This window comes from Polymorphobacter multimanifer (assembly GCF_014205635.1).
GTDB classification, from domain to species: domain Bacteria; phylum Pseudomonadota; class Alphaproteobacteria; order Sphingomonadales; family Sphingomonadaceae; genus Sandarakinorhabdus; species Sandarakinorhabdus multimanifer.
Genome location: NZ_JACIIV010000006.1, coordinates 126,049 through 148,360 on the forward strand (window position 1 = coordinate 126,049; position 22,312 = coordinate 148,360).

The following is a 22,312-nucleotide window of genomic DNA, read 5'->3' on the forward strand; positions in this document are numbered from 1 at the left end:
GGATCAGACCCGCCCGATTGTAGCGAGCGAACCTGAATCGAGGTGCTGCAGGATTCGTTGCAGAGCAGCGATGCTGCTCTTGTCTTCGCTGCTTTCGAGTGCGTCCTGCAGCACCGTGCGAATGTCCTCTGCTCCAACCCGCTCCATTTGCCAGTCCGGATACAGGCGATCGCGCTTTTCCACGCTCCGGTCCAGCGCGACGACATCATGATGGCGCGAATCACCATGCAGGCTTGCGATCAACTTTTCGACCTGGACCGGTGGCCCCTCGATCCATTGGAAAAAGACGCCACTGCCGAACACCAGAACCCCGGTGATATCGCGAGAGGTGTTACGGCGCTGCGACCATTCGATGATGTGGTCCACCGCGGCGTCGTCGACGCCTTCGGCGGCCCGGCTGCAATAGACAAAGGTGGCAAGAATGGGCGCTGCCTCGAGCAGGTGGACGTCGCCTGGAAAACCGAACTCGTCGAACATGGTTCATCTCGCCTTGCAGGTGCCGAACAATCCGACGGTTTCGTAAAGTAGCGCATATCTCTTGTCTGGGTAAGGAAGCGTTGGCGTCGCATCCGTGGCTGGTTTGGGCCGAGCGGCAGCAACGGCGCCGGGGCGGCATGGGCTCCGTCGTTTTGCTTTGTTTTTTCGCATTTTCGTTCGTGAAATTTCACCGTAGAGCCGCGCCATGCTTGTGAGTGATTTCGACTTTGAACTGCCGGCCGAACGGATTGCATTGCGGCCCGTATCGCCCCGGGATTCGGCGCGGATGCTCGAAGTGCGCGACAGCGGGCTTGCCGACCTTGTGATGCGCGATCTGCCGGCGAGGTTGCAGCCGGGTGATGTGCTGGTGGTGAATGATACGCGGGTGATCCCGGCGCAGTTCAGGGGGCGGCGGGGGGAGGCGACGGTGGGAGTGACGCTGCACAAGCGCGAGGGGGCGGCGCGCTGGTGGGCGTTTGTAAAGAATGTGCGGCGGCTTGCGGTGGCGGACCGGGTGGATTTCGGGTCCGGACTGTTTGGCGTGGTGGAGGAGATGGGCGCCGAGGGGGCGGTGCTGTGGCGCTTCGAGGCCGATAATGGCGTTGAGGCGGCGATGATGGCGGCGGGGGTGATGCCGCTGCCGCCGTATATCGCCTCGAAGCGCGCGGTCGATGACCGCGATGCCGAGGATTACCAGACGCTGCATGCGGCGAAGGACGGCGCGGTGGCGGCGCCCACCGCGGGGCTGCACTTCACGCCCGAACTCTGGGCGGCGCTGGCGGCGCGCGGTGTGGGGCGCGAGGTGGTGACGCTGCATGTGGGGGCGGGGACGTTTTTGCCGGTGAAGGCCGAGCGGACCGAAGACCATGTGATGCACAGCGAATGGGGCGAGGTGCCGGGCGATGTGGCGGCGCGGCTGAATGCGGCGCGGGCGGCCGGTGGCCGGGTGGTGGCGGTGGGGACGACCTCGCTGCGGGTGCTGGAATCGGCGGTAGAGGGCGGGCGGATCGGGGCGTTTTCGGGGGATACCGCCATCTTCATCACGCCGGGCTATCGCTTTGGCGCGGTGGACGGGCTGGTGACGAATTTCCATTTGCCGAAATCGACGTTGTTCATGCTGGTGAGCGCGCTGATGAGCACCGAGGTAATGCGGGTGGCCTATGCGCATGCGATCGAGCACGGGTATCGGTTTTACAGCTATGGGGATGGGTCGCTGCTGTTACCCTGAGGCGGACCAACGGGCAGTGATGCGACGGCGCAGCGGGCTTTCGATGAAGAGGAAGGAGGCGCGGGAGAGCGCCATCATGCCGACGAGCCAGGCGATGAGAAACGCCGGGGTGGCGAACACTGCCTTGTCGGAGATGGCCAGCAGCAGGACGATCTGGACGGGGATGTGCCAGAGATAAAGGCTGTAGGTGTTGTCCCCGATCCAGCCGAGGCCGCGGGGAAAGCTGTGGGTGCCGCGGTTGACGAACTGTTCGGCCCAGGCGGCGAGGATGAGGCTTGCGGCCATGGCCGCGGCGATGGCCTGGGCCGGCAGGCGCTGTGCCAGCATGAGCGCCACTACGGCGGCGAGGACGGCGACTGCGGGCTGTTTCCAGCCGGGATGCGATGTGTGGAAGACGCTGACGGTGCAGCCCGCGAAGAAGAAGAGCCCGCACGCCCAGAAGGGCCCGCCGGCTTTCAGGGTGACGCCGAGCAGGAAGACGGCGGTGAGGACAGCCGGGCCGAGCAGGCCCAGGCGGAACAGCGGCCGGCGGATGGCCCAGAACAGCGCATAGACGAGCAGCTCGATGGAAACCGACCAGATCGGAGCGTTGAAGGAATAGCCTCGCTCCAGCCCCCAGGCCGAGACGAAGCCGAGGTTGAGCAGGAAATGCCGGAGATCGTTGTTGCCGTAGATCTGGAACTGGCCGGTGGTATCGACGCTGACCGCCTGCAGCCCGGTGACGACCAGCAGCGTGATGAGGTGCAGCGGGTAGAGCCGGGCAAAGCGCGCCAGCGCGAACGCCCGGGTCGAGGTGTCGCGATGCGCATAGACGGTGGCGAAGACGAAGCCCGAAATCAGCCAGAAGAACTGGACTGCCAGATGGCCATGGACATAGAGCGGCCCGAACACCCCGGCGAGCGGCTGGCGCGCAAGCTCTGCGGGCGAAACGACGTCGGTTGGACCGGTGAGGCTGAAGTGCTGATAGTGCCAGAACAATATGGCGAGCGCTGCAAGGCCGCGGAGCAGATCGATGAGGTGGTAATGGGTGGACGGCGCCTGCGACGACTCTGGCTGGACAGCGGGTTCGTGCATGGCGTTTCCTACCATGCCGGTTTGCGATGGCAATCGGCCAAAGGCTGGGGCCTTGCGGGGCGACTGTAACGCCAGCAATGTGCCGCGATTGCGGGGAGATCGGTCATCGGCATCACGGTATCAGCGGCAACGGCGCCCAGGCGGCGGCCGCTTTACGCGCAGCTTTATGTGCAGGTGCTGGTGGCGATCGTGGCCGGGGGCCTGATCGGGCATTTCGCCCCCGAGACCGGGGTGGCGCTGAAGCCGCTGGGCGATGCCTTCATCCGGTTGGTGAAGATGATCATCGCACCGGTGATCTTCCTCACCATCGTGACGGGCATCGCCGGCATGCGCGACCTGGGGTCGGTGGGCCGGGTGGCGGGCAAGGCCTTTGGCTATTTCCTGTTCTTCTCGACGATTGCGCTCATCGTCGGGCTGGTGGTCGCCAATGTCGTGCAGCCTGGGAGCGGAATGCATATCGACCCGGCGACGCTGGAGACGGCGGCGGTCGATGACTATGCCGCCCAGGCCAAGGACCAGACGATCACGAACTTCCTGATGGGCATCATCCCCGAGACGATCATCGGTGCCTTTGCCGATGGCAATCTGCTGCAGGTGCTGTTTTTCGCGATCAGCTTCGGGGTGGCGCTGGCCTCGGTGGGAGCGCCGGCGGCACCACTGGTGCGACTGCTCGAGGCGGCGGGGGCGGGATTCTTCCGGCTGGTGGCGATCTTCATGCGCGCCGCCCCCATCGGCGCGTTCGGGGCGTTTGCCTTCACCATCGGCCGCTACGGCTTGGGGTCTATCGCCAATCTGGCGATGCTGGTGGGCACCTTCTACCTGACGTCGCTGCTGTTCGTGATCGTGGTGCTGGGGGTGGTGGCGCGGCTGGCGGGGTTTTCGATCTTCACGCTCATTGCCTATCTGAAGGCCGAGCTTTTGCTGGTTCTGGGGACTTCGAGCTCCGAATCCGCGCTGCCAAGCTTGATGGAGAAGATGGAGCGCGCCGGTTGTCCCAGGCCGATCGTGGGGCTGGTGGTGCCGACGGGCTATTCGTTCAACCTGGATGGGACCAATATCTACATGACGCTGGCCGCACTCTTCATCGCGCAGGCGACCGACATCGACCTGAGCCTGGGCGACCAGCTGCTGCTGCTCGGCGTGGCGATGCTCAGTTCCAAGGGGGCGGCGGGGGTGACCGGGGCGGGGTTCATCACGCTGGCGGCGACGCTGTCGATCGTGCCGAGCGTGCCGATTGCGGGGATGGCACTCATTCTGGGGATCGACCGCTTCATGTCCGAATGCCGGGCGTTGACCAACTTCATCGGCAATGCGGTGGCGACGATCGTGGTGTCGCGCTGGGAGGGAGCGGTGGACGAGGCGGCGTTCGACAATGTGTTCAAGGCACGGAATTTCGGCATGCAGGTGGCGGTGCCAGGACCGGAAGCCGACCCCGATTAGGCGCGGATGAGCCAGATGAGCAGCGCGCCGAGCCCGATGGTGGCGATGCTGGCGTGGGCGATGATGGCGGGTGTGGCGGCACCCGGGCGGGGCTTGGCGATGAGGGGAATGAACAGGCCCGACATGAAGGCGATGGCGAGGCCGAAGCCGGCATAGGGGCCAAGGTCGCCGAGCGGGGCGCGAGTGCCATCGGGCGCGCCGCGGAGCAGCAGGGCCAGCCCTTCGAGGCCGGCGGCGCCGATGATGAGGTGGACGGCGCTGGCGCCCCTGAAGGGTTTGCCGCCGGTCCAGAACTGGAAGGCCAGCCAGCCGCCGAGCATGGCGGTGCCGCAGAACAGCAGGGCGACAAGGGCGATGGCGGTCATGGTGGTTCCCCCTGCGGGCCAGTGTAGCGGGGCCGCAGGTGGTGGGGAAGGGTGGCGGCGGCGGGGCACGCGGGCTATGCAGGCGCCATGGCGGATCCGCAGATCATGAACGAGGCGGAGAGCCCACGCGATGCCCTTGAGGAGGGGCGGCTGAGCGGCAGCTTTGTCGGCTCGGTGGTCGCCGCCATCGAGGCCGAGGACTTTGAAGGTGCGCGCGCCCTGGTGGCACCGCTGCACCCGGCCGATATCGCCGATCTGTTTGCGCTGGTGCCCGAGACGACGCGCGGGCTGCTGGCGATGGCGATCGGCGATGCGCTCGATGCGGCGGTGATTGCCGAGCTCGATGATTATGTGCGCGACGATGTGCTCGCGGAGATGAGTGCGCGCGAAGTTGCCGAGGTGATGACGCGGCTCGACACCGATGATGCGGTCGCGATCATCGAGGACATGGAGGCCGATGAGCAGCGCGAGGTGCTCGATGCGCTGGCGCCGGCCGACCGTGCCGATATCGAAGCGGCGCTCACCTTTCCCGAGGAATCGGCCGGGCGGCTGATGCAGCGCGAGCTGGTGGCGGTGCCCGAGACGATGAGCATTGCCGAGGTGGTGGCGCATGTGCGCGCGGTGACCGACCCGGCGACCGACTTCTGGGAGATTTTCGTTGTCGATCCGGCACGGCGGCCGGTGGGGACGATCCGGCTTTCGTGGCTGCTGACGACGCCGCCCGAGATTGCCGTCGCCGATATCATGCAGCGCGAGCAGACGCTCATCCCGGTCGACATGGACCAGGAAGAGGTGGCGCTGCAGTTCCAGAAGTACGCGCTGATTTCGGCCGCCGTGGTCGATGGCGGCGGCCGGCTGGTGGGCGTGATCACCGTCGATGACGTGGTGCACATCATCCAGCAGGAAGCGGGCGAGGATGTGCTCAAGCTTTCGGGTGCCGGCGATGGCGATATCAACGAGCCGGTGTTCTCCACCTATCGCACGCGCTCGCGCTGGCTGGTGACCAATTTGGCGACGGGTATCATCTCGGCGACGATCATCGGGCTGTTTTCGGATTCGATCGAGGCGCTGGTGGCGCTGGCGGCGCTGTCTCCGATCGTGGCGAGCGTGGGGGGCAATGCCGGCAACCAGACGATGGCGGTGACGGTGCGCGCCCTTGCGACCAACCAGCTGACCGAGGCGAACACGCGGCGCACGATCTGGCGCGAGATCAGGGTGGCGCTGCTCAACGGGCTGACGCTGGCGGCGCTGATGGCGATGGGGACGACGGCGTTTTTCGGCAATGCCGTGCTGGGCGGGGTGATTGCGTTCGCGATGCTGTTCAACATCGTGATTGCGGGGCTGGCGGGGGTGATGGTGCCGTTGACGCTCGAGCGCTTCGATGCCGATCCGGCAGTGGCCTCGAGCGTGTTCGTGACGATGATCACCGATTCGATGGGCTTCTTCCTGTTTCTGGGCCTGGCGACGCTGGTGGGCGTGGAATACCTTGGGTGATCCGGGTCCGATGCTGCATCTGACCAAGGTTGCCGTGGGTTGCGCGGATGTGGAGACGCTGGCGCGGTTGCAGGGCGAGCGCTGGGGCGCCGAAGCGGCGAGCCTGACGCGCTACATGCCGACACGTGCCGAGGAGCTGGCCGGGGGGTCGCTGTTCTGGATCATCAAGCACCGGATCGTGGCGCGGCAGCCGATCCTGTCGCTCGCGATGGTGGAAACGCCCTGGGGGACGAAGTGCCGGATCGGGCTGGCACCCGGCCCGATCGCGGTGCAGCCGGTGCCGAAGAAGGCGCATCAGGGGTGGCGGTATCTGGCGGCGGCCGATGCGCCGCCCGACCTGGGGGCGGCGGGGGATGACGACGCGCTGCCGCTGGGGATGGTGCGCGAGTTGCAGTCGCTCTGGCTGATCTGATTCAGTAGAAGGGGCGGACTTCGATCTGGCTGCTCGTCGGCATCGGGTTGGGGCAGCGCATGGCCCATGCCATGGCTTCTTCCATGGTCTCCACCTCCCAGATCCAGAAGCCGGCGACGAGGGTTTCCGGATCGGGGAAGGGGCCTTCGACGATCGTGCGGCTGTCCCCGTCGATCGTGACGCGCTGGCCGTGGGCGCTGGGCTTGAGGCCTTCGGCCATGACGAGGATGCCGGCGGCGCGGAGATCGGCGTTGTAGCGGTCCATGGCGGCCATCATCTGCGCGGCCCAGCTGGGGTCCATCGACTCGGTTTCGCTGGCGGGGGTGGCTTTGACGAGGACCATCACGCGCATGGGTGGGCTCCGGCTGGTGGCGGGAGTGTGTGGCGGTCGTGGAAGAAGAGCAAGAGGGCCGCGGCAAAGCCGCGTCCTGACGTCAGACGAGTTCGGCCAGCGAAGCTGTCCGCCTCGCTGGCCGAGCTTGCGCGAGTCGGCGTTTAGCTTGCGCTAAACGCGCGCCGCGCTGCGCTTCGCCCGCGCTGCGCTAAAACCGATACAACGCCTCCACCCCGAACAACCGCGGCAGGCCGCGGATGAAGGTGGGGATGCCGAAGGAGCCGCCGGTGTTGCCGGCATCGAGCAGATATTTCTTGTCGGTGAGGTTTGTGGCGAAGCCGGTGATCTGCCAGCGGCCTTCGGGGTGCTGGAAGCCGGCGCGCAGGTTGACGAGGGTGACGGGGCCCTGGCTGGTGACCGGGTTGTTGGGCAGCTCGAAGAACAGGCTCGAGCGGTGGGTGACGGTGGGCGTGGCGTAGAACTCGACCTGCTCGGAGAGCGGCAGGGTGAGGGTGCCACCAGCGGCGAACTGGAACTTCGATTGCAGGCGGAAGCGATCGCCCGAGAAGGCCACGAAGCGTGGATCGTCATCGACCTTGGCATCGATATAGGCGCCGTTCGCGAAGACGCTCAGATTGTCTCCCAGCGCTGCGGTGATCTCGGCTTCGATGCCCTTGTTGGTGGCGCTGCCGGCGCTCTGGGTGGTGGTGATGGGGCTGCCCTCCTCGCGCACGCTGACCTGGAAGTTGCGATACTTGAGCAGATAGGCGCCGAGGTTGAAGTTGACCGCGCCGAAGTTGCCCTTGACGCCGATTTCGTAGTTGGTGGTCTTTTCCGCGGCGATCAGCGTCTCGTTGTTGACGACCTGGCCGTTCACGCGGCGCGCACCGAGGTTGACGACCGGCGAGCGGCGGCCCTTCGACCAGGTGGCGTAGAGGTTGATGTTGTCGGTGGCGCGGAACAGGATGTTGGCGCGCGGCAGGAAGGCGTTGTTGCTCCCCGCACTGCGCAGCACCACGCCGCCGGTGCTCGTGCCGCCGGGGATGAGCGTCGTGCCGGTGATGACGGTGTTGGGAATGTTGCTCGAGAAGCCACTGTCCCGGCCTTCGATCAGGTAGCGGCCGCCCACGCTCAGCTCGAGCGCATCGACGGGCACCCAGGTGGCATCGCCGAAGAACGACAGCGCGTCGATTTCGGCCTCGTTCTGGAACAGCACGGCGCTGTAGGGCAGGGTGGTGAAGCGACCGCCGGTGAGCAGGGCGGTGGCCTGGGCGGCGGTGACGACGCCGGTGGCGTTGTTGATGCAGCCAAGGCCGGGGATCAGGTTGGCGGCGCACTGGAGGAAGGTGCCTTCCTCCGAGCTGAACGGAACGCGCTGGAAGCCCTTTTCCCAGAAATAGTTCATGCCGCCGAAAGCGCGGAAGTTGGTGGTGGTGTAGTTGATGCGACCTTCGGCGCTGATCTGCTCGCCGCGGGCATCCTCGCCGAATTCGAGATACCAGGCCTGGGTGCCATCGGCATCGAAGACTTCGTTCGAATCGAAGTTGCGATAGCCGGCGACGGTCGTGAAGCTGAACGGGCCATCGGTGTTGTAGGTGGCGGTGGCGTTGACATCATAGACGTTGCGGACGAGGCCGAGCTCATCACCGAGTGCTTCGACGGTGCGCGGCGAGCCGGCGACCTCGACGAAGGTGTAGGGCGAGGTGTTGCCGCCGGTGGGGGCAAAGGTGCCGCTGGTGAAGGCCGTGCCCGGTGCGCGCTGGCCATCATAGGTGCCGACCACATCGAGGGTGAAGGCATCGGTGGGGGTGTAGCGCAGCGAGACGCGGGCGCCATATTGGTCCTGGCCGTTCAGGTCACGCTGGCGCGGGCCGTTCGGAGTCTGCGAGCCCGGCTGGCCGGCGATGTTGGGGACGACGCCGTTGCGGAGCTTCACGGCACCCGCGACGCGAAGTGCAATCGTGTCGTTGCCGAAGTTGACGAAGCCATCGAGGCGGCGCTGGTTGAAATTGCCATAGGCGGCGCGCAGCTCCCCCGAGGTGCCGGGACGGGCCTTGTTGGTGATGACCGAGACGACGCCGATGGCGGCGGCTGTGCCGAACAGCGTCGACTGCGGGCCCTTGACGACTTCGACGCGCTCCAGATCGTAGAGATCGAAATAGCTGCCGCGCGAACGGCTGACATCGATGCCGTTGAGATAGACAGTGACGGCGGGCGAGCCCTGCGAGGAGCCGCTGTCCGAGGTGATGCCGCGGATGACGAAGCCGGGGTTGTTGGGGGATTGTTCCTGCACGTTGAGGCCGGGGACATAGGCCGAGAGCTGATCGAACTGGGTGACGCCGAGCTCGCGAAGCGTGCGGCCGGAATAGGCGGTGACGGTGACGGGCACATCGACAAGGCGCTGCTCGATCTTTTGCGCGGTGATGACGATTTCATCGGCGAGGCCATCGTTTGCGGTGTCGGGCGCTGCTTGCGCGGTTTGCTGCGGCGCAGGCTGGGCCAATGCAGGCTGGGCCAATGCAGCTTGGGCCAACGCAGGTTGGGCCAACGCAGGCTGCGCAAGCAGCATCGCCGACGCAAGGAAGATGGAACGCATGAGTGAGGAACCCCCTGTTGGCCGGCATGCTTGCCGGGATGAGGGGGCGGTTGCACGAACTTGGTTGCAGGACCGTGGCAGTTGCATTGCAGCTTTGTTGCAATGCTGCGCTGCGACAGTTCGGCCGTGCTGCTGCGGCGCGTGACTCGGACGTGCCGTGTTGATAGGGGATTTGCATGGATGTGATCCCGCCGCCCGAGACAATTGTCACCAACGCTTCGCGGCTGTTCTGCGATGGCGACGAGCGCGGTGGCGATGGGCATCCGCGCGTGTGGATGCAGATGGACGCGAAGGGCTATGTCGACTGCCCTTATTGCGATCGGCGGTTCGTGCTGGCAGCCGGCACTGTCGCCGGGGACGCGCATTGAGGGCGGTGCTGACGGCGGCGATGCTGCTGTCTTCATCGGCGCAGGCGGCCGATATCATGGTGCCGCCGGGCGCCCAGCCCTATGCCGACGTCGTGGTGAAGGACGTTCCGATGCGCGCCCGGCTGGCGTTGGGCTTCGATGCGGCGCTGATCCTCAATCTCGAGCCGGCGCAGCGCGCGAAGCTGAAGATATTCCCGCTGCTCGGCAAGCAGAAGATAAGGAATGCGCTGCTCCCTGCCGGCGAAGCGACAGTCCGCTTCAACCTGGTCAAGGTGGCACCGCGCGGCCATGAGCAGAGGCGGATGCCGACGGTCTGGGTGGACAAGCCGATCGCGACCGACGCGGACGGCATATTGTCGGCACTGGCGCTGAGCGGCGATCGGCTGGTGTTCCGCCTTGGAGCCGACGCGCCCGGTGCGCGCAGCTACCGGCTGCCGCGCGACGGCAAGGGCTCGGCGTCGATGGAAGCGCGAGTTGGCGATCAGGACGTGCGGGTGACGCTCGAACTCAATTCACCCGAGACGATTCTGAACGCCCGCGCCGGTGAAGCGCTGATTGCGGCCGGGATGGTGCGGCGGGTGAATGCGGTGGGGCTGTGGCGGCCCTTCCCCGGTGTGGCGCTGCCGTTCCAGCGGCTGGTGGCGCGCGACGGGGCGACGCTGATGGGCCTGCCGATCATCAACGCCGCGGTGCGGATCACCGAAGCCGAAGCCAGGCGCATCGACGCCGAGGCACGCGCCGGCACTTCGACCGAGGCCGATGACGAGGATGCGATCACCGTGACCGCGAGCCGCAAGGGCAAGCGCGGTCGGTCACCCTGGGTGCTGGTGGGACGCGACACGCTCGATCGCTGCTCGACAATCGCGCTCGATCGGCCGGGTGAGAGCTGGGAGCTGGCTTGCCGGTTCTGAGGTGACGTCGGCAGCGCTGCAAGCGCGTCCGAAATCATTTCAACGAGGTTGTGAACGGTCCGTCGCGGAAACGGTGCGGCCAAACGAACGACCGCGTCAGCCTCGTTGCCAGAACACCGATCAACGGCCAAAGCAGGATTGTCGTTGATTTCAGCAATATTCATATTGTTCGACCGGTTTCGTGCGAATGAAATTGCTGTTACACGACGCCGTTCGATGTGTTTTTGCGCAAATTCTGGGGAATTGTGATGAGTCGACTTATTCTTGCTGCAGTTGCGGCATCTATAGTCTTGCCGTATTCGGCAATGGCGGCCACCTATTCTGCGACCAATGCGAATTTTCGCACGGTTTTTGAGCAGGCTGCGGCTGGCGACAAGATCATCCTTCGCGGGACGATCGGTCCGACCACGCTCAGGGCCCGGAATTTCTCCAGGATGGTGACGATCGATGCCACCAGCGCGAAGTTCACCGGCAGGCTCAAGATCGATGATGTTCACAATCTGCGCATTGTTGGTGGCACGTTCGGATCTTCCAAGGCGAATTGGCAGTTCGGCGGGACGGCTGTTGTAAACCGCGGCAGTGAAATCCATTTTCTTCGGCCCATTATTATCGGCAATGGCAAGGGGACTGCGCGCGGCATCTTCGTGCGCGACACCGTTGGTGCCAGCGTGGTCGGTGGCCAGTTCACCGGGATGCGGCTAGGCGCCAGCTTCAGCGGGGTTCGTGACGGGTTGATCAGCCAGAACCAGGTGACGAAGTCGACCAGCGACGGCTTCAACGTCGTCAACAGCCATTCCGTTACGGTGAGCCGCAATACATGCACGGGCGGACGGCCATCAGCTGGCGCGCACCCCGATTGCGTGCAGCTGTGGAGCCTTGCGGGGCAGCCGGTACAATCCGATATCCGCATATTGAACAACACGGCCTATGGTGCGACCCAGGGCTTCACCTCGTTCGATCCGCACCGCGGCGGCGGCCTGCGAATTCAGATGTCGGGGAATTTCGCCGAGATCAGCCACCCGCAGGGCATTGCCTGCTACGCCTGTGTGGACAGCATCTTCACGCGCAACACGCTGCGCACGGCCGTGGGCGCCCGTTTCGTGACGCGGATGAGCATTGTCGGTGGCAGCAACAATCTGATCGAGAACAACGACATCGGCCCGCGTCCGGCCTTTCTGACGCGCTCCGGTTTCGAGGCGCCCGATGCTGCCTTTGCAAGTGCTGCCTTTGCCGGTGATGCCTTTGCCGGTGCTGCCTTTGCCAGTGCTGGCATGCAGGCGGCTGTTCCCGAGCCGCTGACCTGGGTGCAACTGTTGATCGGCTTCGGTTTGACCGGGCTGCTGGTGCGCCGGCGGCTGGCGATCGCCTGACCTGGCGGCAGGATCGGACGCCGGTGACGGGCCCTGACGCGATGACACAGAAGGTCGCGCCTCGGCATTTGTCTTCGGTGACTGGATTGCGATCGGGGCGCTGGAGCCTATATCAGGGGTATGAACAGTCTCCTCTCCGATCCTGCCCTGCACTTCTATGGCGATGGTCTGCTCGACCCCGGCCGCACCGAGCGGCTGGTGGCCGATGCGCTGCATGGCTGCGACGACGGCGAACTGTTTCTGCAATATGCCGTGTCCGAATCGTTCAGCTTCGATGACGGGCGGTTGAAGTCGGCGAGTTATGACAGCCAGAAGGGCTTCGGCCTGCGCGGCGTGGCGGGCGAGATGACGGCGTTCGCGCATGCCAATGAGCTGTCCGATGCCGCGATCCGGCGGGCGGCGGAGACGGTGGGGCTGGTGAAGTCGGGCCATGCGGGGGTGATGAGCGGCGCGCCGGTGCGGACCAATGCGCGGCGCTACACCGATGCCAACCCGCTCGATGGTGTGGATTTCGCCCGCAAGGTGGCGCTGATGCAGACGATCGACGCGGCGGCGCGGGCGCGCGACCCGCGGGTGGTGCAGGTTTCGGCAAGCCTGATCGGCAGTTGGTCGGTGGTCGAGATCGTGCGTGCCGATGGGCAGCGGCTGCGCGATATCCGGCCGCTGGTGCGGCTGAACGTGCAGATTGTTGCCGAACAGAACGGCCGCCGCGAGACCGGCGTGCATGGGATGGGCGGTCGCTATCTCTACGATGCGCTTTTCGAGCCGGGCAAGTGGAACGAGGCGATCGACATCGCCCTCGCCAATGCGCTGGTGAACCTGGAGAGCGTTGATGCGCCGGCGGGCGAGATGACGGTCGTGCTCGGGCCGGGCTGGCCGGGCATCCTGCTCCACGAGGCGGTGGGGCATGGGCTGGAGGGTGATTTCAACCGCAAGGGCACCAGCGCCTTTTCGGGCCGGGTGGGCGAGCGGGTGGCAGCACCTGGCGTGACGGTTGTGGACGATGGCAGCATCGACAACCGCCGTGGCTCGCTGACCATCGACGACGAGGGCACGCCGACCGAGCGGACAGTGCTCATCGAGGACGGCATCCTGAAAGGGTATATGCAGGACCGGCTGAACGCGCGGCTGATGGGCGTGGCGCCGACGGGCAATGGCCGGCGCGAGAGCTTTGCCCATGCGCCGATGCCGCGGATGACCAACACCTTCATGATGGGTGACACCGAGGACCCGGGCGAGATTTTGCGCGGGGTGAAGAGCGGCATTTATGCCAAGAGCTTCGGCGGCGGGCAGGTGGATATCACTAGCGGCAAGTTCGTGTTTTCGTGCACCGAGGCATACAAGATCGAGAACGGCAGGCTGGGGGCACCGGTGAAGGGGGCGACGCTGATCGGCAACGGCCCCGATGTGCTGACGCGGGTGAAGGCGATCGGCAATGACCTGGCGCTCGACGAGGGCGTGGGCATGTGCGGCAAGGGCGGGCAGAGCGTTCCTGCCGGTGTGGGCCAGCCGACGCTGCTGGTCGAAGGGCTGACCGTGGGGGGCACGGCAGCTTGAGCCATGTCTGAGTTTTCCGACCATGTGAACGACGCACGCGCTGCCTGGGTGGCGGCGCAGCCGGTGTTCTTCGTGGCGACGGCGGCGGATGGCGCGCGGATCAATCTCAGCCCCAAGGGCATGCACAGTTTCCGCGTGCTGGGGCCGAACCGCGTGGCGTATCTGGACTATGGCGGCTCGGGCAACGAGACGAACGCGCACCTGCTTGCCGATGGGCGGATCACGATCATGTTCTGCGCGTTCGACCGCACGGCGCTGATCTACCGGATTTATGGGCGCGGGCGGCCGGTGCTGCCGCAGGACGATGACTGGCATGGTTTGGCGGCGCATTTCACCATCGAGCCGGGCGTGCGGCAGATTTTCGATATCGTCGTGGAGAGCACGCAGGAGAGCTGTGGCTGGGCGGTGCCGCGCATGGCGCTGGACGCCGAGCGGCAGACGCTGAGGAAGTATCATGCGCAGGACGATGCCGCCGAACGGCTGCTGAAGTATCAGGCGCGCGACCGCAGCATCGATGGGCTGCCGGTGCGGCCGCCAACCGTACTGCCCTATGGTTGAGGCTGATGGCGCCTTGTGGCCGCGATGAATCCGGCCCTGGCAGCCGATGCGGTGATGGTGGTGCACTTCGCCTTCATCCTGTTCGTGCTGTTCGGCGCGGCGTTGCTGGTGCGCTGGCCGTGGCTGGTGGGGCTGCACCTGCCGGCACTGGCATGGGGCGTGTGGATCGAGCTATCGGGCGGGGTGTGCCCGCTGACGCCGCTGGAGGTGGAACTGCGCGAGGCAGCGGGACAGGCGGGCTATTCGGGCGGTTTCATCGACCGGTATCTCACGCCGATCATCTATCCCGATGGACTGACGCGCAGCACCCAGGCGCTGTTTGCCGGAATCCTGCTGGTGGTGAACGGCCTGCTCTATGTGCGCTTCCTGCGGCAGCGGCGCTGATGCCGCTGGTGACGCTCGACACGTTGTTCGACCCGATGGCGGCCGAGATGATGCGGATGCGGCTGGAGGCCGGCGGGATCGAGGCGGTGGTGTTCGACGCCGGCATTGCTTCGCTGATCGGAAGCGGCGTTTCGGGGGTGCGGGTGATGGTGCTCGACGAGGATGAGGCGGCGGCGCGGGCGTTGCTTGCGGAACTGTGAGGCTCGCGCTGGCGCTCGGCGGTGGCGCCGGGCTGGGCTGGACGCATATCGGCGTGCTCGGCGAACTGGAGCGGCGCGGGGTGACGGTGGACGCTGTCAGCGGCACCTCGATCGGGGCGGTGGCTGCGGTCTGCCTGGCGGCGCACCGGCTCAACATATTGGAAGAGATCGCGCGCGGCGCCAATGCGCGAACGGTGATGCAATTCATCGATGTCGACCTGCGCAGGGGCTCGATGCTCGGCGGGCGCGGGGTGCGGCGGCAGCTGGCGCTGCACTTCGGCCGCACGCAGCTGGAGGAGCTGTTCATGCCGGTGGCGGTGGTGGCCGCAGACCTGATTTCGGGCGAGGCGGTGTCGATCCGGCGGGGATCGATTGTCGATGCGGTGAGTGCGTCGATCGCTATTCCGGGCGTGTTTCCGCCGGTGCGGCGCGACGGCATGGTGCTGGTCGACGGCGGCGTGGTGGCGCCGGTGCCGGTGGCGGCCGTGCGGGCGATGAGCAAGGCGCCGGTGCTCGCGGTCAATCTGCAGGGTGATTATGCACGCCGCGCACTGGCGGCGCTGCCGCCCGAGAAGCGGGTGCTGACGCCGTTCCGGGTGGGGCGCGCCGGAATTTCCCTGGTGATGGCGCATCTGGCGCGGCAATCGCTGGCGCTCGACCCGCCCGACATCGAACTGGCACCGGCGATCGGCCATGTCGATGTGCGCAACTTCACGCGCGCCGATGAACTGATTGCGCTGGGGGCTGCATCTGTGGTCGAGAATTGGGCAGCGATCGAAGCGCTGGGCTGAACTGCCCAAAATTTGAACAGCTTTGCTGCACTGCAACCAAAATAAGCAGTGGACCGCATTGGTTGCTGCGCCGCTGCCTAGGCCGGCCAGTTGGCACGCTCTGTGCATTACGGTTGGCAGGAGCGCAGCGGCGCTTCACGAAATCGGCGCACCGGCAACGCTCGGTCCACGCCCCCCGAGGTTCCTCCCCAAGGAAACCGACTGGCCCGGAAGGCGACTTCCGGGCCATTTTTTTGTGTGCCGAACGTGCGAAATTGGCCGCAAGTTGTTGATAAGCAATCCGTGTCATCAAAATGTGCGTCGGTGCCGTTATTCTACTCCGGTTCACAGCCTTGCGACTTGAGGGACAAGGAAATCGGCCTTTGCAAGTGCTGGGGCGCAGGCGAAGTGTCCGAGACCCGCTGACGATGACGGTGCGGCGCTTCTCGGTGGTGTTCGAAGGCAATTTGTTCAGATCGGCGGCCGGTCCCAACGGCACTTCACTCTCCGCTTTCCGGTTCGCTGCTTCAACTGGCTTGCGCGATCATGGTGCGAACCTCATATCAACTTGGTTTGATCATTCGAGCCTGGCGCACGTGCCTTCCACCTGAATCACGAACTGAATGACTAAAGATTGACGCCGGTTAACAATAAACTGTCCCCGCCCCGGCGTGAGAAGAAACGTCGATACAACCTGCCGCAAACTGCTTGATTTTGGCTGCGTAATCGGTATTTAGCCATCTTAACAGCCGGTCGTGGTTGGTAAAGTTTCTTGGGGCTTTTTATTATGATGAAGAAGACGCTCGGTGTTGGCGAATTCGCTCCGGCTATCGCGGGAAGTGGCGGTAGCAAGAATGTCCGACGCATGATGCGCGGTTTGTCTATCACGAGTGCGATCTTGGCTGGCACCGTGCTGGGTTCGGCGACGGCCTCCGCGCAGGTTCTGGATATAGTCGCCGAGAACGGCGGCACGCTCTCCGTGACGTCGCCGGCAAGCTATGCAGGCTTTACCGAAATCACGAATGGCCAGCTGATTTTCGACGTCGATCTCGCCAGCAGCCCTTTGCTGTTCGACCTTGCGTTGACGGACATCATCGGCGTTCTCTCGGTGTCGAAACTGGGCTTGAACACGGTCATTCTCTCAGGAGACGGCAACAACTACACTGGCGGTACGGCGCTCGACTTCGGATCGATTGAAGTTCGCAGCAATACGTCGCTCGGCGGTGGCGCGCTGGTCATGGCAGATGGCACATCGCTCGTCGCTGGCATTGACGGGCTGGTGCTTGCCAATGCGATCACCACCCTGGGTGGCGGACTCATTGCTTCGAACGGCAATGTCTTCACGCTCAACGGCGACATCGGCGGGGCGGGGTCGATCAGCCATGTGACATTGGGCAATCTGGTGCTCAACGGTGACAACAGCTTCAACGGCCTCGGCATCAACGCCGGCACCGTGACGCTGGGCAGCAACACGGCAGCGGGCACCGGCGACATTGCGATCAACGAACTGGCGACGCTTGCAGCGGGTGTCGATGGCCTGGTGATCGCCAACGGCATCGAGACGACCGACACCGGGTTGATTGCATCGAACGGCTTCACCTTCACGCTGAACGGCAACATCGGCGGTGCGGGTTCGCTGAGCCATGTGACGTTGGGCAATTTGGTGCTTAATGGCAATAACGCCTTCAACGGCCTCGGCATCAACGCCGGCACCGTGACATTGGGGACCAACACCGCCGCAGGCGTCGGCGACATTGCACTCAACGAGCTGGCGACGCTCGCGGCTGGCGGCAATGTGACGATCGCCAATGGTATCGAGACGACCGACACCGGCCTGATTGCCTCGAACGGCTTCACCTTCACGCTGAATGGCAACATTGGTGGTGCGGGCTCGCTGAGCCATGTGACGCTGGGCAATCTGGTGCTCAATGGCGACAACGGCTTCAATGGCCTCGGCATCAATGCTGGCACCGTGACGCTGGGCAGCAACACGGCGGCCGGCATCGGGGACATTGCGCTTAACGAACTGGCGACGCTGGCGGCGGGAGTCGATGGCCTGGTGATCGCCAATGGCATCGAGACGACCGATACCGGTCTGATTGCCTCGAACGGCTTTACTTTCACGCTCGATGGCAACATCGGCGGCGCGGGCTCGCTGAGCCATGTGACGCTCGGCAATCTCGTGTTGAATGGCGATAGCCAGTTCAATGGTCTCGGCATCAACGCCGGCACTGTGACGCTGGGCAGCAACACCGCAGCGGGCATTGGCGACATCGCGCTCAACGAACTGGCGACGCTGGCAGCGGGAGTCGATGGCCTGGTGATCGCCAATGGCATCGAGACGACCGATACCGGGTTGATTGCATCGAATGGCTTCACCTTCACCTTGGATGGCAACATTGGTGGTGCGGGCTCGCTGAGCCATGTGACGCTCGGCAATCTGGTGCTCAATGGCGACAATGCCTTCAACGGCCTCGGCATCAACGCCGGCACCGTGACGCTGGGGACCAACACGGCCGCAGGCATCGGTGATATCGCCCTCAACGAACTGGCGACGCTGGCGGCGGGGGTTGATGGCCTGGTGATCGCCAATGGCATCGAGACGACCGATACTGGCCTGATTGCCTCGAACGGCTTTACCTTCACCCTGGATGGCAACATCGGGGGCGCGGGCTCGCTGAGCCATGTGACGTTGGGCAATCTGGTGCTCAATGGCGACAACGCCTTCAATGGCCTTGGCATCAACGCCGGCACCGTGACGCTGGGCAGCAACACCGCTGCCGGCATCGGCGACATTGCGCTCAACGAACTGGCGACGCTGGCGGCGGGAGTCGATGGCCTGGTGATCGCCAACGGCATCGAGACGACCGATACCGGGTTAATTGCATCGAACGGCTTTACCTTCACCCTGGATGGCAACATCGGGGGCGCGGGCTCGCTGAGCCATGTGACGTTGGGCAATCTGGTGCTCAATGGCGACAACGCCTTCAATGGCCTTGGCATCAACGCCGGCACCGTGACGCTGGGCAGCAACACCGCCGCAGGCATCGGTGATATCGCGCTCAACGAGCTGGCGACGCTGGCGGCGGGAGTCGATGGCCTGGTGATCGCCAATGGCATCGAGACGACCGATACCGGCTTGATCGCGTCAAACGGCTTCACCTTCACGCTCGATGGCAACATCGGCGGGGCGGGATCGCTGAGCCATGTGACGTTGGGCAACCTGGTGCTGAATGGTGACAACGGCTTCAATGGCCTTGGCATCAACGCCGGCACCGTGACGCTGGGGACCAACACGGCGGCCGGCATCGGCGACATCGCGATCAACAATCTCGCAACGCTTGCCGCTGGCGGCAATGTGACGATCGCCAATGGCATCGAGACGACCGCAACGGGTCTGATCGCTTCGAATGGCAATGTGTTCACACTCAACGGCAACATCGGTGGTGCGGGGTCGCTGAGCCATGTGACGCTCGGCAATCTGGTCCTCAACGGCAACAACCAGTTCAACGGCCTCGGCATCAATGCCGGCACCGTGACGCTGGGCACCAACACCGCAGCGGGCCGCGGCGAGATCACCATCAACGACAACGCCACGCTGGCGGCGGGGGTCAACGGCTTGGCGATCGCCAACCGTCTCGAGTTGACGTCGCGTGCCACCATCGACAGCGGCGCGTTCAACGTCACGCTCAGCGGCGAAATCGGTGGCATGGGCAGCCTGACCAAGACTGGCTCGGGCACGCTGTTGCTCACGCGGAACAATGTTTATCAGGGCGGCACGATCATCACCGGCGGCTCGCTCATCGGCAATTCGCTGAGCTTCGGCACGGGCAACATTCTCAACAACGCCAACCTCACCTTCAATCAGACGGTCGATGGCACCTATGCCCGGGTGATCTCGGGCAGCGGCACCGTCACCAAGATCGGGGGTGCGCGTCTCGAGCTCTCCGGCATCAGCACCTACACCGGCGCTACCGCCGTCAACGTCGGCGAACTGCGGGTGAGCGGCTCGATCGGCGCTTCCACGGTGACGGTCGCTTCGGGTGCCACGCTGTCGGGCGCCGGCACAGTCGGCGGGCTGGTCGCACAGTCGGGTGCCACCGTGGCACCGGGCAATGGCGCTGTCGGCACGCTGTCGGTGGCCGGGCCGGTGACCTTCCAGGCGGGGTCGACCTATGCCGCGCAGATCACGCCGGCAGCGGCGGATCGGATCACTGCAACGGGTGCGGCATCGCTTGCCGGCACGCTGGCGCTTTCGGTTGCACCGGGCACCTACACCTTCGGCACCGGCTATACCGTGCTGTCGGCATCGGCGCTGACGGGCACTTTCTCGTCGGTGACCGGCCTCGGCGGCTTCGGCACCGGGTTCAATCCGATGGTGAGCTATGCCGGCAACATGGTCCGCGTGGCACTGGCGCCGGCTTCGCTGGCGGCAGCAGGGGGCGCTGGCCTCAGGGGCAACGCGCTTGAAGTGGCACGGGCATTCGACCGGGCGATTGCTGCCGGCTACAATCCGCAGCCGTTCTTCGATCTGTTCACGCAAGGCGCCAACCTGCCGACCGCGCTCAGCCAGCTCTCGGGCGAGATCCACAGCGCCGAGCGCCGGGTGGCGATGGAAGACACGCGAGTGGTGCGTGACACCGCCTTCGATCGCCTGAATGCCGGCCTTGCAGCCCTCAGCGGCACGCAGGCGGCGACCACCACCAACGGCGATGCCGAAACCACCTTCTGGTTCCGCGGCGTCGGCTCCTGGGGCGTGGCGCAGGGTGATGCCATCGGCAGCCGCTTCACCACCGAGCAGATCGGCGTGCTGACCGGTGTCGACTATGCCAAGGATGGCTTCAAGGTCGGTGCGGGCTTCACCTACACGCAGAACGACATCGAGTTCGCATCGCTGGGCACCGCCCGGGTCAAGAGCACGGGTGGTGTGGCCTATGCCGGCTATCGTGATCCGAGCGGCTTTGCGGTCGGTGTCGGTGGCTCGGTGGCGGGCACCCGTTCGAGCAGCAACCGTGCCATCACTGCGACCGGCCTCGGCCAATCGCTGCGGGGCACTGTGGACGGCACCACCTACCAGCTGTTCGGCGAGCTCTCGTACAACATCGCCGCCGGCCCCACGACGCAGATCACGCCGTTCGCCCGCTATGCCTATGTCAACACCAAGGCGAATGCCTTTGGCGAGACGGGCGGCATCGCGGCGGTCAACGGGGTCCGCCAGTCGTATGACATCTCGGTCGTCCAGGCCGGTCTGCGGGCAGGCTTCGATCTCGGCGGTGGCACGTCGCTGGCAGGTTCGGCCGCTTGGCAGAGCATCACCGGCGACCGGGCGCCGATCGCCAACCTCAGCATCACCGGCCTTGGCCAGACGATGCCGATCTCGGCCGCAGCGCTCGACAAGAACAGTGCAGCCCTCGAAGCCAAGGTCAACTTCCGCATCGGCAACAACGCCGGCGTGTCGGTGGGCTACAATGGCGTGATCGGCGATCGCAACACCGACCATGGGGCCCGTGCAACCTTCACCCTCGGGTTCTGACACAACAACAACCGACGGCACTAAGGGCGGGGTGAGCAATCACCCCGCCCTCTTCTTTCGGGCGACAACCTGACCTCCCGCGACTTCATCGAGCGCGTGATCCTTGCAAGGAACGCAGCCACATTTGTCGACCCCGTCCGAGAATCGTATGACTTTCAGCTTTTGCGCCAGAACCACGATGTCCGCCGAAGCGGGTTCGGAAAACGGCTCGACTCGCGCCTGGAGCAACGCTGATACTATTTCAGTTTGTTGAGCCAATGACCGCCAGTGGCCCAAGCGTTCCGCTGGTGGAGTCGAGTTTGCCGCTGAACTTCCCGTTCTGCATAAAACACGAGCATTCAGCAGCGCTCGTATCCCGAGAACAAGTAATTGAAAACACGTGGCCGGTTTTAGAAACGTGGTTAATGGATGCCTTGCAAGCGCCCCCGCAGGTGAATCTTCTTGCCACTGAATTAACAAAATGCTTACATTAATACCTCAGTAACTTGTGGTATTGGAGCTTTGTATGATCAAGCTTATGCTGGCAGCGTCTGCTGCCGTGTCTCTCGCTGCCTCGGCAAGCGCCATCACTGTCGTAACGTCGGTAAACGGACCAGACACCGGTATCCCGGTCGGACAGTCGCTGATTACCGACTTCAACACCCCTGCCGGCCTTTCTGGCAACTATCAGCTGGTGACTGGCTCCATTTCTGGCCAGTATGCAGCTCCTTTGGGCAATGCGACGCAGTATCTTGCTGTTCTCGGTGGCAATACTGCGACGCTGACGCTCCCCCGGGCACTTCGCTCCTTGAGCTTTTACTGGGGGTCGATCGACGAGTATAACACTGTTTCGTTTTTCAACGGTGGTGATTTGGTTTCGTCATTTACCGGCGCACAGATCCCGCCGGCACCTGCTGACGGCAGCCAGGGAGATCCGTTCAACAACCGTCGCGTGAACTTCAATTTTGGCGGTCAGTCGGTCACGAGCGTCGCTTTCAACTCGTCGGCCAATTCCTTCGAACTCGACACGGTCACTGGCGCCGTTCCAGAGCCTCAAACCTGGGCGCTGCTTGTGTTCGGGTTCGGGATGGTCGGCGCCACCATGCGCCGCCGGAAGTATGTCAACAGCGTCGTTTCATAAGCTATTGTCTGGTCGTGCCCCCACGCGGGGGGCACGACCAAACATCAAGTTGTTTCTCTGCGTATCTTTAACGTCAGCAGCATAGCCAGAATATGCATTGGCGAGGCAGCAGCGCACGAGT

General features: G+C 64.6%; 19 protein-coding genes. 14 read left to right on the top strand and 5 right to left on the bottom strand.

Going from position 1 to position 22,312, the window contains the following annotated elements:
• Positions 1 to 3 precede the first annotated feature (3 nt).
• Positions 4 to 477, bottom strand: a complete 474-nt coding sequence (locus tag FHS79_RS05215) for a BLUF domain-containing protein (RefSeq protein ID WP_184196432.1) — start codon at positions 475 to 477, stop codon at positions 4 to 6.
• A gap of 205 nt (positions 478 to 682) precedes the next feature.
• Between FHS79_RS05215 and queA the strand changes: the two genes are divergently transcribed.
• Complete coding sequence (gene queA, locus FHS79_RS05220; RefSeq protein WP_184196435.1) at positions 683 to 1,705, top strand: tRNA preQ1(34) S-adenosylmethionine ribosyltransferase-isomerase QueA; 1,023 nt, start codon at positions 683 to 685, stop codon at positions 1,703 to 1,705.
• On the opposite strand, the gene FHS79_RS05225 is transcribed toward queA, so the two are convergent.
• Positions 1,697 to 2,779: an acyltransferase family protein gene (locus FHS79_RS05225; RefSeq protein ID WP_184196438.1), complete on the bottom strand. Its 1,083-nt coding sequence runs from the start codon at positions 2,777 to 2,779 to the stop codon at positions 1,697 to 1,699. The two genes, queA and FHS79_RS05225, sit on opposite strands and share 9 nt — an antisense overlap.
• Positions 2,780 to 2,890: 111 nt before the next feature.
• Between FHS79_RS05225 and FHS79_RS05230 the strand changes: the two genes are divergently transcribed.
• Positions 2,891 to 4,219 (top strand): dicarboxylate/amino acid:cation symporter, encoded by a 1,329-nt coding sequence (locus FHS79_RS05230; RefSeq protein ID WP_341534418.1) that lies wholly within the window; start codon positions 2,891 to 2,893, stop codon positions 4,217 to 4,219.
• Here the strand turns inward: FHS79_RS05230 and FHS79_RS05235 are convergent.
• The gene (locus FHS79_RS05235) at positions 4,216 to 4,584 is read right to left on the bottom strand and encodes a hypothetical protein (RefSeq protein ID WP_184196440.1); all 369 of its coding nucleotides are present in this window, start codon (positions 4,582 to 4,584) and stop codon (positions 4,216 to 4,218) included. The two genes, FHS79_RS05230 and FHS79_RS05235, sit on opposite strands and share 4 nt — an antisense overlap.
• A gap of 87 nt (positions 4,585 to 4,671) precedes the next feature.
• Between FHS79_RS05235 and mgtE the strand changes: the two genes are divergently transcribed.
• Both mgtE and FHS79_RS05245 read left to right on the top strand, forming a co-directional pair.
• On the top strand, positions 4,672 to 6,078 hold the full coding sequence (gene mgtE / locus FHS79_RS05240) for a magnesium transporter (RefSeq protein WP_184196442.1): 1,407 nt from the start codon (positions 4,672 to 4,674) through the stop codon (positions 6,076 to 6,078).
• On the top strand, positions 6,071 to 6,490 hold the full coding sequence (locus FHS79_RS05245) for a DUF1489 family protein (protein ID WP_341534415.1): 420 nt from the start codon (positions 6,071 to 6,073) through the stop codon (positions 6,488 to 6,490). Before mgtE ends, FHS79_RS05245 begins: the two co-directional genes overlap by 8 nt.
• 1 nt (position 6,491) lies before the next feature.
• Here the strand turns inward: FHS79_RS05245 and FHS79_RS05250 are convergent, their stop codons facing one another.
• Both FHS79_RS05250 and FHS79_RS05255 read right to left on the bottom strand, forming a co-directional pair.
• A complete protein-coding gene (locus FHS79_RS05250) occupies positions 6,492 to 6,842 on the bottom strand; it encodes a YciI family protein (protein WP_184196446.1) in 351 nt (116 codons plus the stop codon).
• Positions 6,843 to 7,032: 190 nt separating this feature from the next.
• Entirely contained in the window at positions 7,033 to 9,327 is a 2,295-nt protein-coding gene (locus FHS79_RS05255) for a TonB-dependent receptor (protein ID WP_243452673.1), read from the bottom strand.
• Between the two features lie 269 nt (positions 9,328 to 9,596).
• Between FHS79_RS05255 and FHS79_RS05260 the strand changes: the two genes are divergently transcribed.
• From FHS79_RS05260 to FHS79_RS05305, 10 genes are all read left to right on the top strand, one after another.
• On the top strand, positions 9,597 to 9,788 hold the full coding sequence (locus FHS79_RS05260) for a zinc-finger domain-containing protein (protein WP_184196448.1): 192 nt from the start codon (positions 9,597 to 9,599) through the stop codon (positions 9,786 to 9,788).
• Complete coding sequence (locus tag FHS79_RS05265) at positions 9,785 to 10,699, top strand: hypothetical protein (RefSeq protein WP_184196449.1); 915 nt, start codon at positions 9,785 to 9,787, stop codon at positions 10,697 to 10,699. Before FHS79_RS05260 ends, FHS79_RS05265 begins: the two co-directional genes overlap by 4 nt.
• Before the next feature lie 305 nt (positions 10,700 to 11,004).
• Positions 11,005 to 12,069: a PEP-CTERM sorting domain-containing protein gene (locus FHS79_RS05270; RefSeq protein ID WP_184196451.1), complete on the top strand. Its 1,065-nt coding sequence runs from the start codon at positions 11,005 to 11,007 to the stop codon at positions 12,067 to 12,069.
• Between the two features lie 120 nt (positions 12,070 to 12,189).
• A complete protein-coding gene (tldD, locus tag FHS79_RS05275) occupies positions 12,190 to 13,626 on the top strand; it encodes a metalloprotease TldD (RefSeq protein WP_184196454.1) in 1,437 nt (478 codons plus the stop codon).
• 3 nt (positions 13,627 to 13,629) lie between these two features.
• On the top strand, positions 13,630 to 14,184 hold the full coding sequence (locus FHS79_RS05280) for a pyridoxamine 5'-phosphate oxidase family protein (protein WP_184196457.1): 555 nt from the start codon (positions 13,630 to 13,632) through the stop codon (positions 14,182 to 14,184).
• 24 nt (positions 14,185 to 14,208) lie between these two features.
• Positions 14,209 to 14,568: a DUF2784 domain-containing protein gene (locus FHS79_RS05285; RefSeq protein ID WP_184196459.1), complete on the top strand. Its 360-nt coding sequence runs from the start codon at positions 14,209 to 14,211 to the stop codon at positions 14,566 to 14,568.
• A complete protein-coding gene (locus FHS79_RS05290) occupies positions 14,568 to 14,768 on the top strand; it encodes a putative signal transducing protein (protein ID WP_184196462.1) in 201 nt (66 codons plus the stop codon). Before FHS79_RS05285 ends, FHS79_RS05290 begins: the two co-directional genes overlap by 1 nt.
• Positions 14,765 to 15,559 carry a patatin-like phospholipase family protein gene (locus FHS79_RS05295; RefSeq protein WP_184196465.1) on the top strand — a complete coding sequence of 265 codons (795 nt, stop codon included), beginning with the start codon at positions 14,765 to 14,767 and terminating at the stop codon, positions 15,557 to 15,559. The genes FHS79_RS05290 and FHS79_RS05295 overlap by 4 nt, the downstream gene beginning before the upstream one ends.
• A gap of 844 nt (positions 15,560 to 16,403) precedes the next feature.
• The gene (locus FHS79_RS05300; RefSeq protein WP_184196468.1) at positions 16,404 to 21,071 is read left to right on the top strand and encodes a beta strand repeat-containing protein; all 4,668 of its coding nucleotides are present in this window, start codon (positions 16,404 to 16,406) and stop codon (positions 21,069 to 21,071) included.
• A gap of 505 nt (positions 21,072 to 21,576) precedes the next feature.
• On the top strand, positions 21,577 to 22,191 hold the full coding sequence (locus FHS79_RS05305) for an Npun_F0296 family exosortase-dependent surface protein (RefSeq protein ID WP_184196471.1): 615 nt from the start codon (positions 21,577 to 21,579) through the stop codon (positions 22,189 to 22,191).
• Positions 22,192 to 22,312 lie beyond the last annotated feature (121 nt).

Excerpts from the sequence above, each read along its gene's own strand:
- FHS79_RS05300 (WP_184196468.1), top strand. The coding sequence starts at position 16,404 with ATGATGCGCGGTTTGTCTATCACGAGTGCGATCTTGGCTGGCACCGTG.
- FHS79_RS05270 (WP_184196451.1), top strand. The coding sequence starts at position 11,005 with ATGGCGGCCACCTATTCTGCGACCAATGCGAATTTTCGCACGGTTTTT.
- FHS79_RS05305 (WP_184196471.1), top strand. The coding sequence starts at position 21,577 with ATGATCAAGCTTATGCTGGCAGCGTCTGCTGCCGTGTCTCTCGCTGCC.
- FHS79_RS05285 (WP_184196459.1), top strand. The coding sequence starts at position 14,209 with ATGAATCCGGCCCTGGCAGCCGATGCGGTGATGGTGGTGCACTTCGCC.
- FHS79_RS05260 (WP_184196448.1), top strand. The coding sequence starts at position 9,597 with ATGGATGTGATCCCGCCGCCCGAGACAATTGTCACCAACGCTTCGCGG.
- FHS79_RS05215 (WP_184196432.1), bottom strand. The coding sequence starts at position 477 with ATGTTCGACGAGTTCGGTTTTCCAGGCGACGTCCACCTGCTCGAGGCA.
- FHS79_RS05290 (WP_184196462.1), top strand. The coding sequence starts at position 14,568 with ATGCCGCTGGTGACGCTCGACACGTTGTTCGACCCGATGGCGGCCGAG.
- mgtE (WP_184196442.1), top strand. The coding sequence starts at position 4,672 with ATGGCGGATCCGCAGATCATGAACGAGGCGGAGAGCCCACGCGATGCC.
- tldD (WP_184196454.1), top strand. The coding sequence starts at position 12,190 with ATGAACAGTCTCCTCTCCGATCCTGCCCTGCACTTCTATGGCGATGGT.
- queA (WP_184196435.1), top strand. The coding sequence starts at position 683 with ATGCTTGTGAGTGATTTCGACTTTGAACTGCCGGCCGAACGGATTGCA.
- FHS79_RS05225 (WP_184196438.1), bottom strand. The coding sequence starts at position 2,779 with ATGCACGAACCCGCTGTCCAGCCAGAGTCGTCGCAGGCGCCGTCCACC.
- FHS79_RS05250 (WP_184196446.1), bottom strand. The coding sequence starts at position 6,842 with ATGCGCGTGATGGTCCTCGTCAAAGCCACCCCCGCCAGCGAAACCGAG.
- FHS79_RS05235 (WP_184196440.1), bottom strand. The coding sequence starts at position 4,584 with ATGACCGCCATCGCCCTTGTCGCCCTGCTGTTCTGCGGCACCGCCATG.
- FHS79_RS05280 (WP_184196457.1), top strand. The coding sequence starts at position 13,630 with ATGTCTGAGTTTTCCGACCATGTGAACGACGCACGCGCTGCCTGGGTG.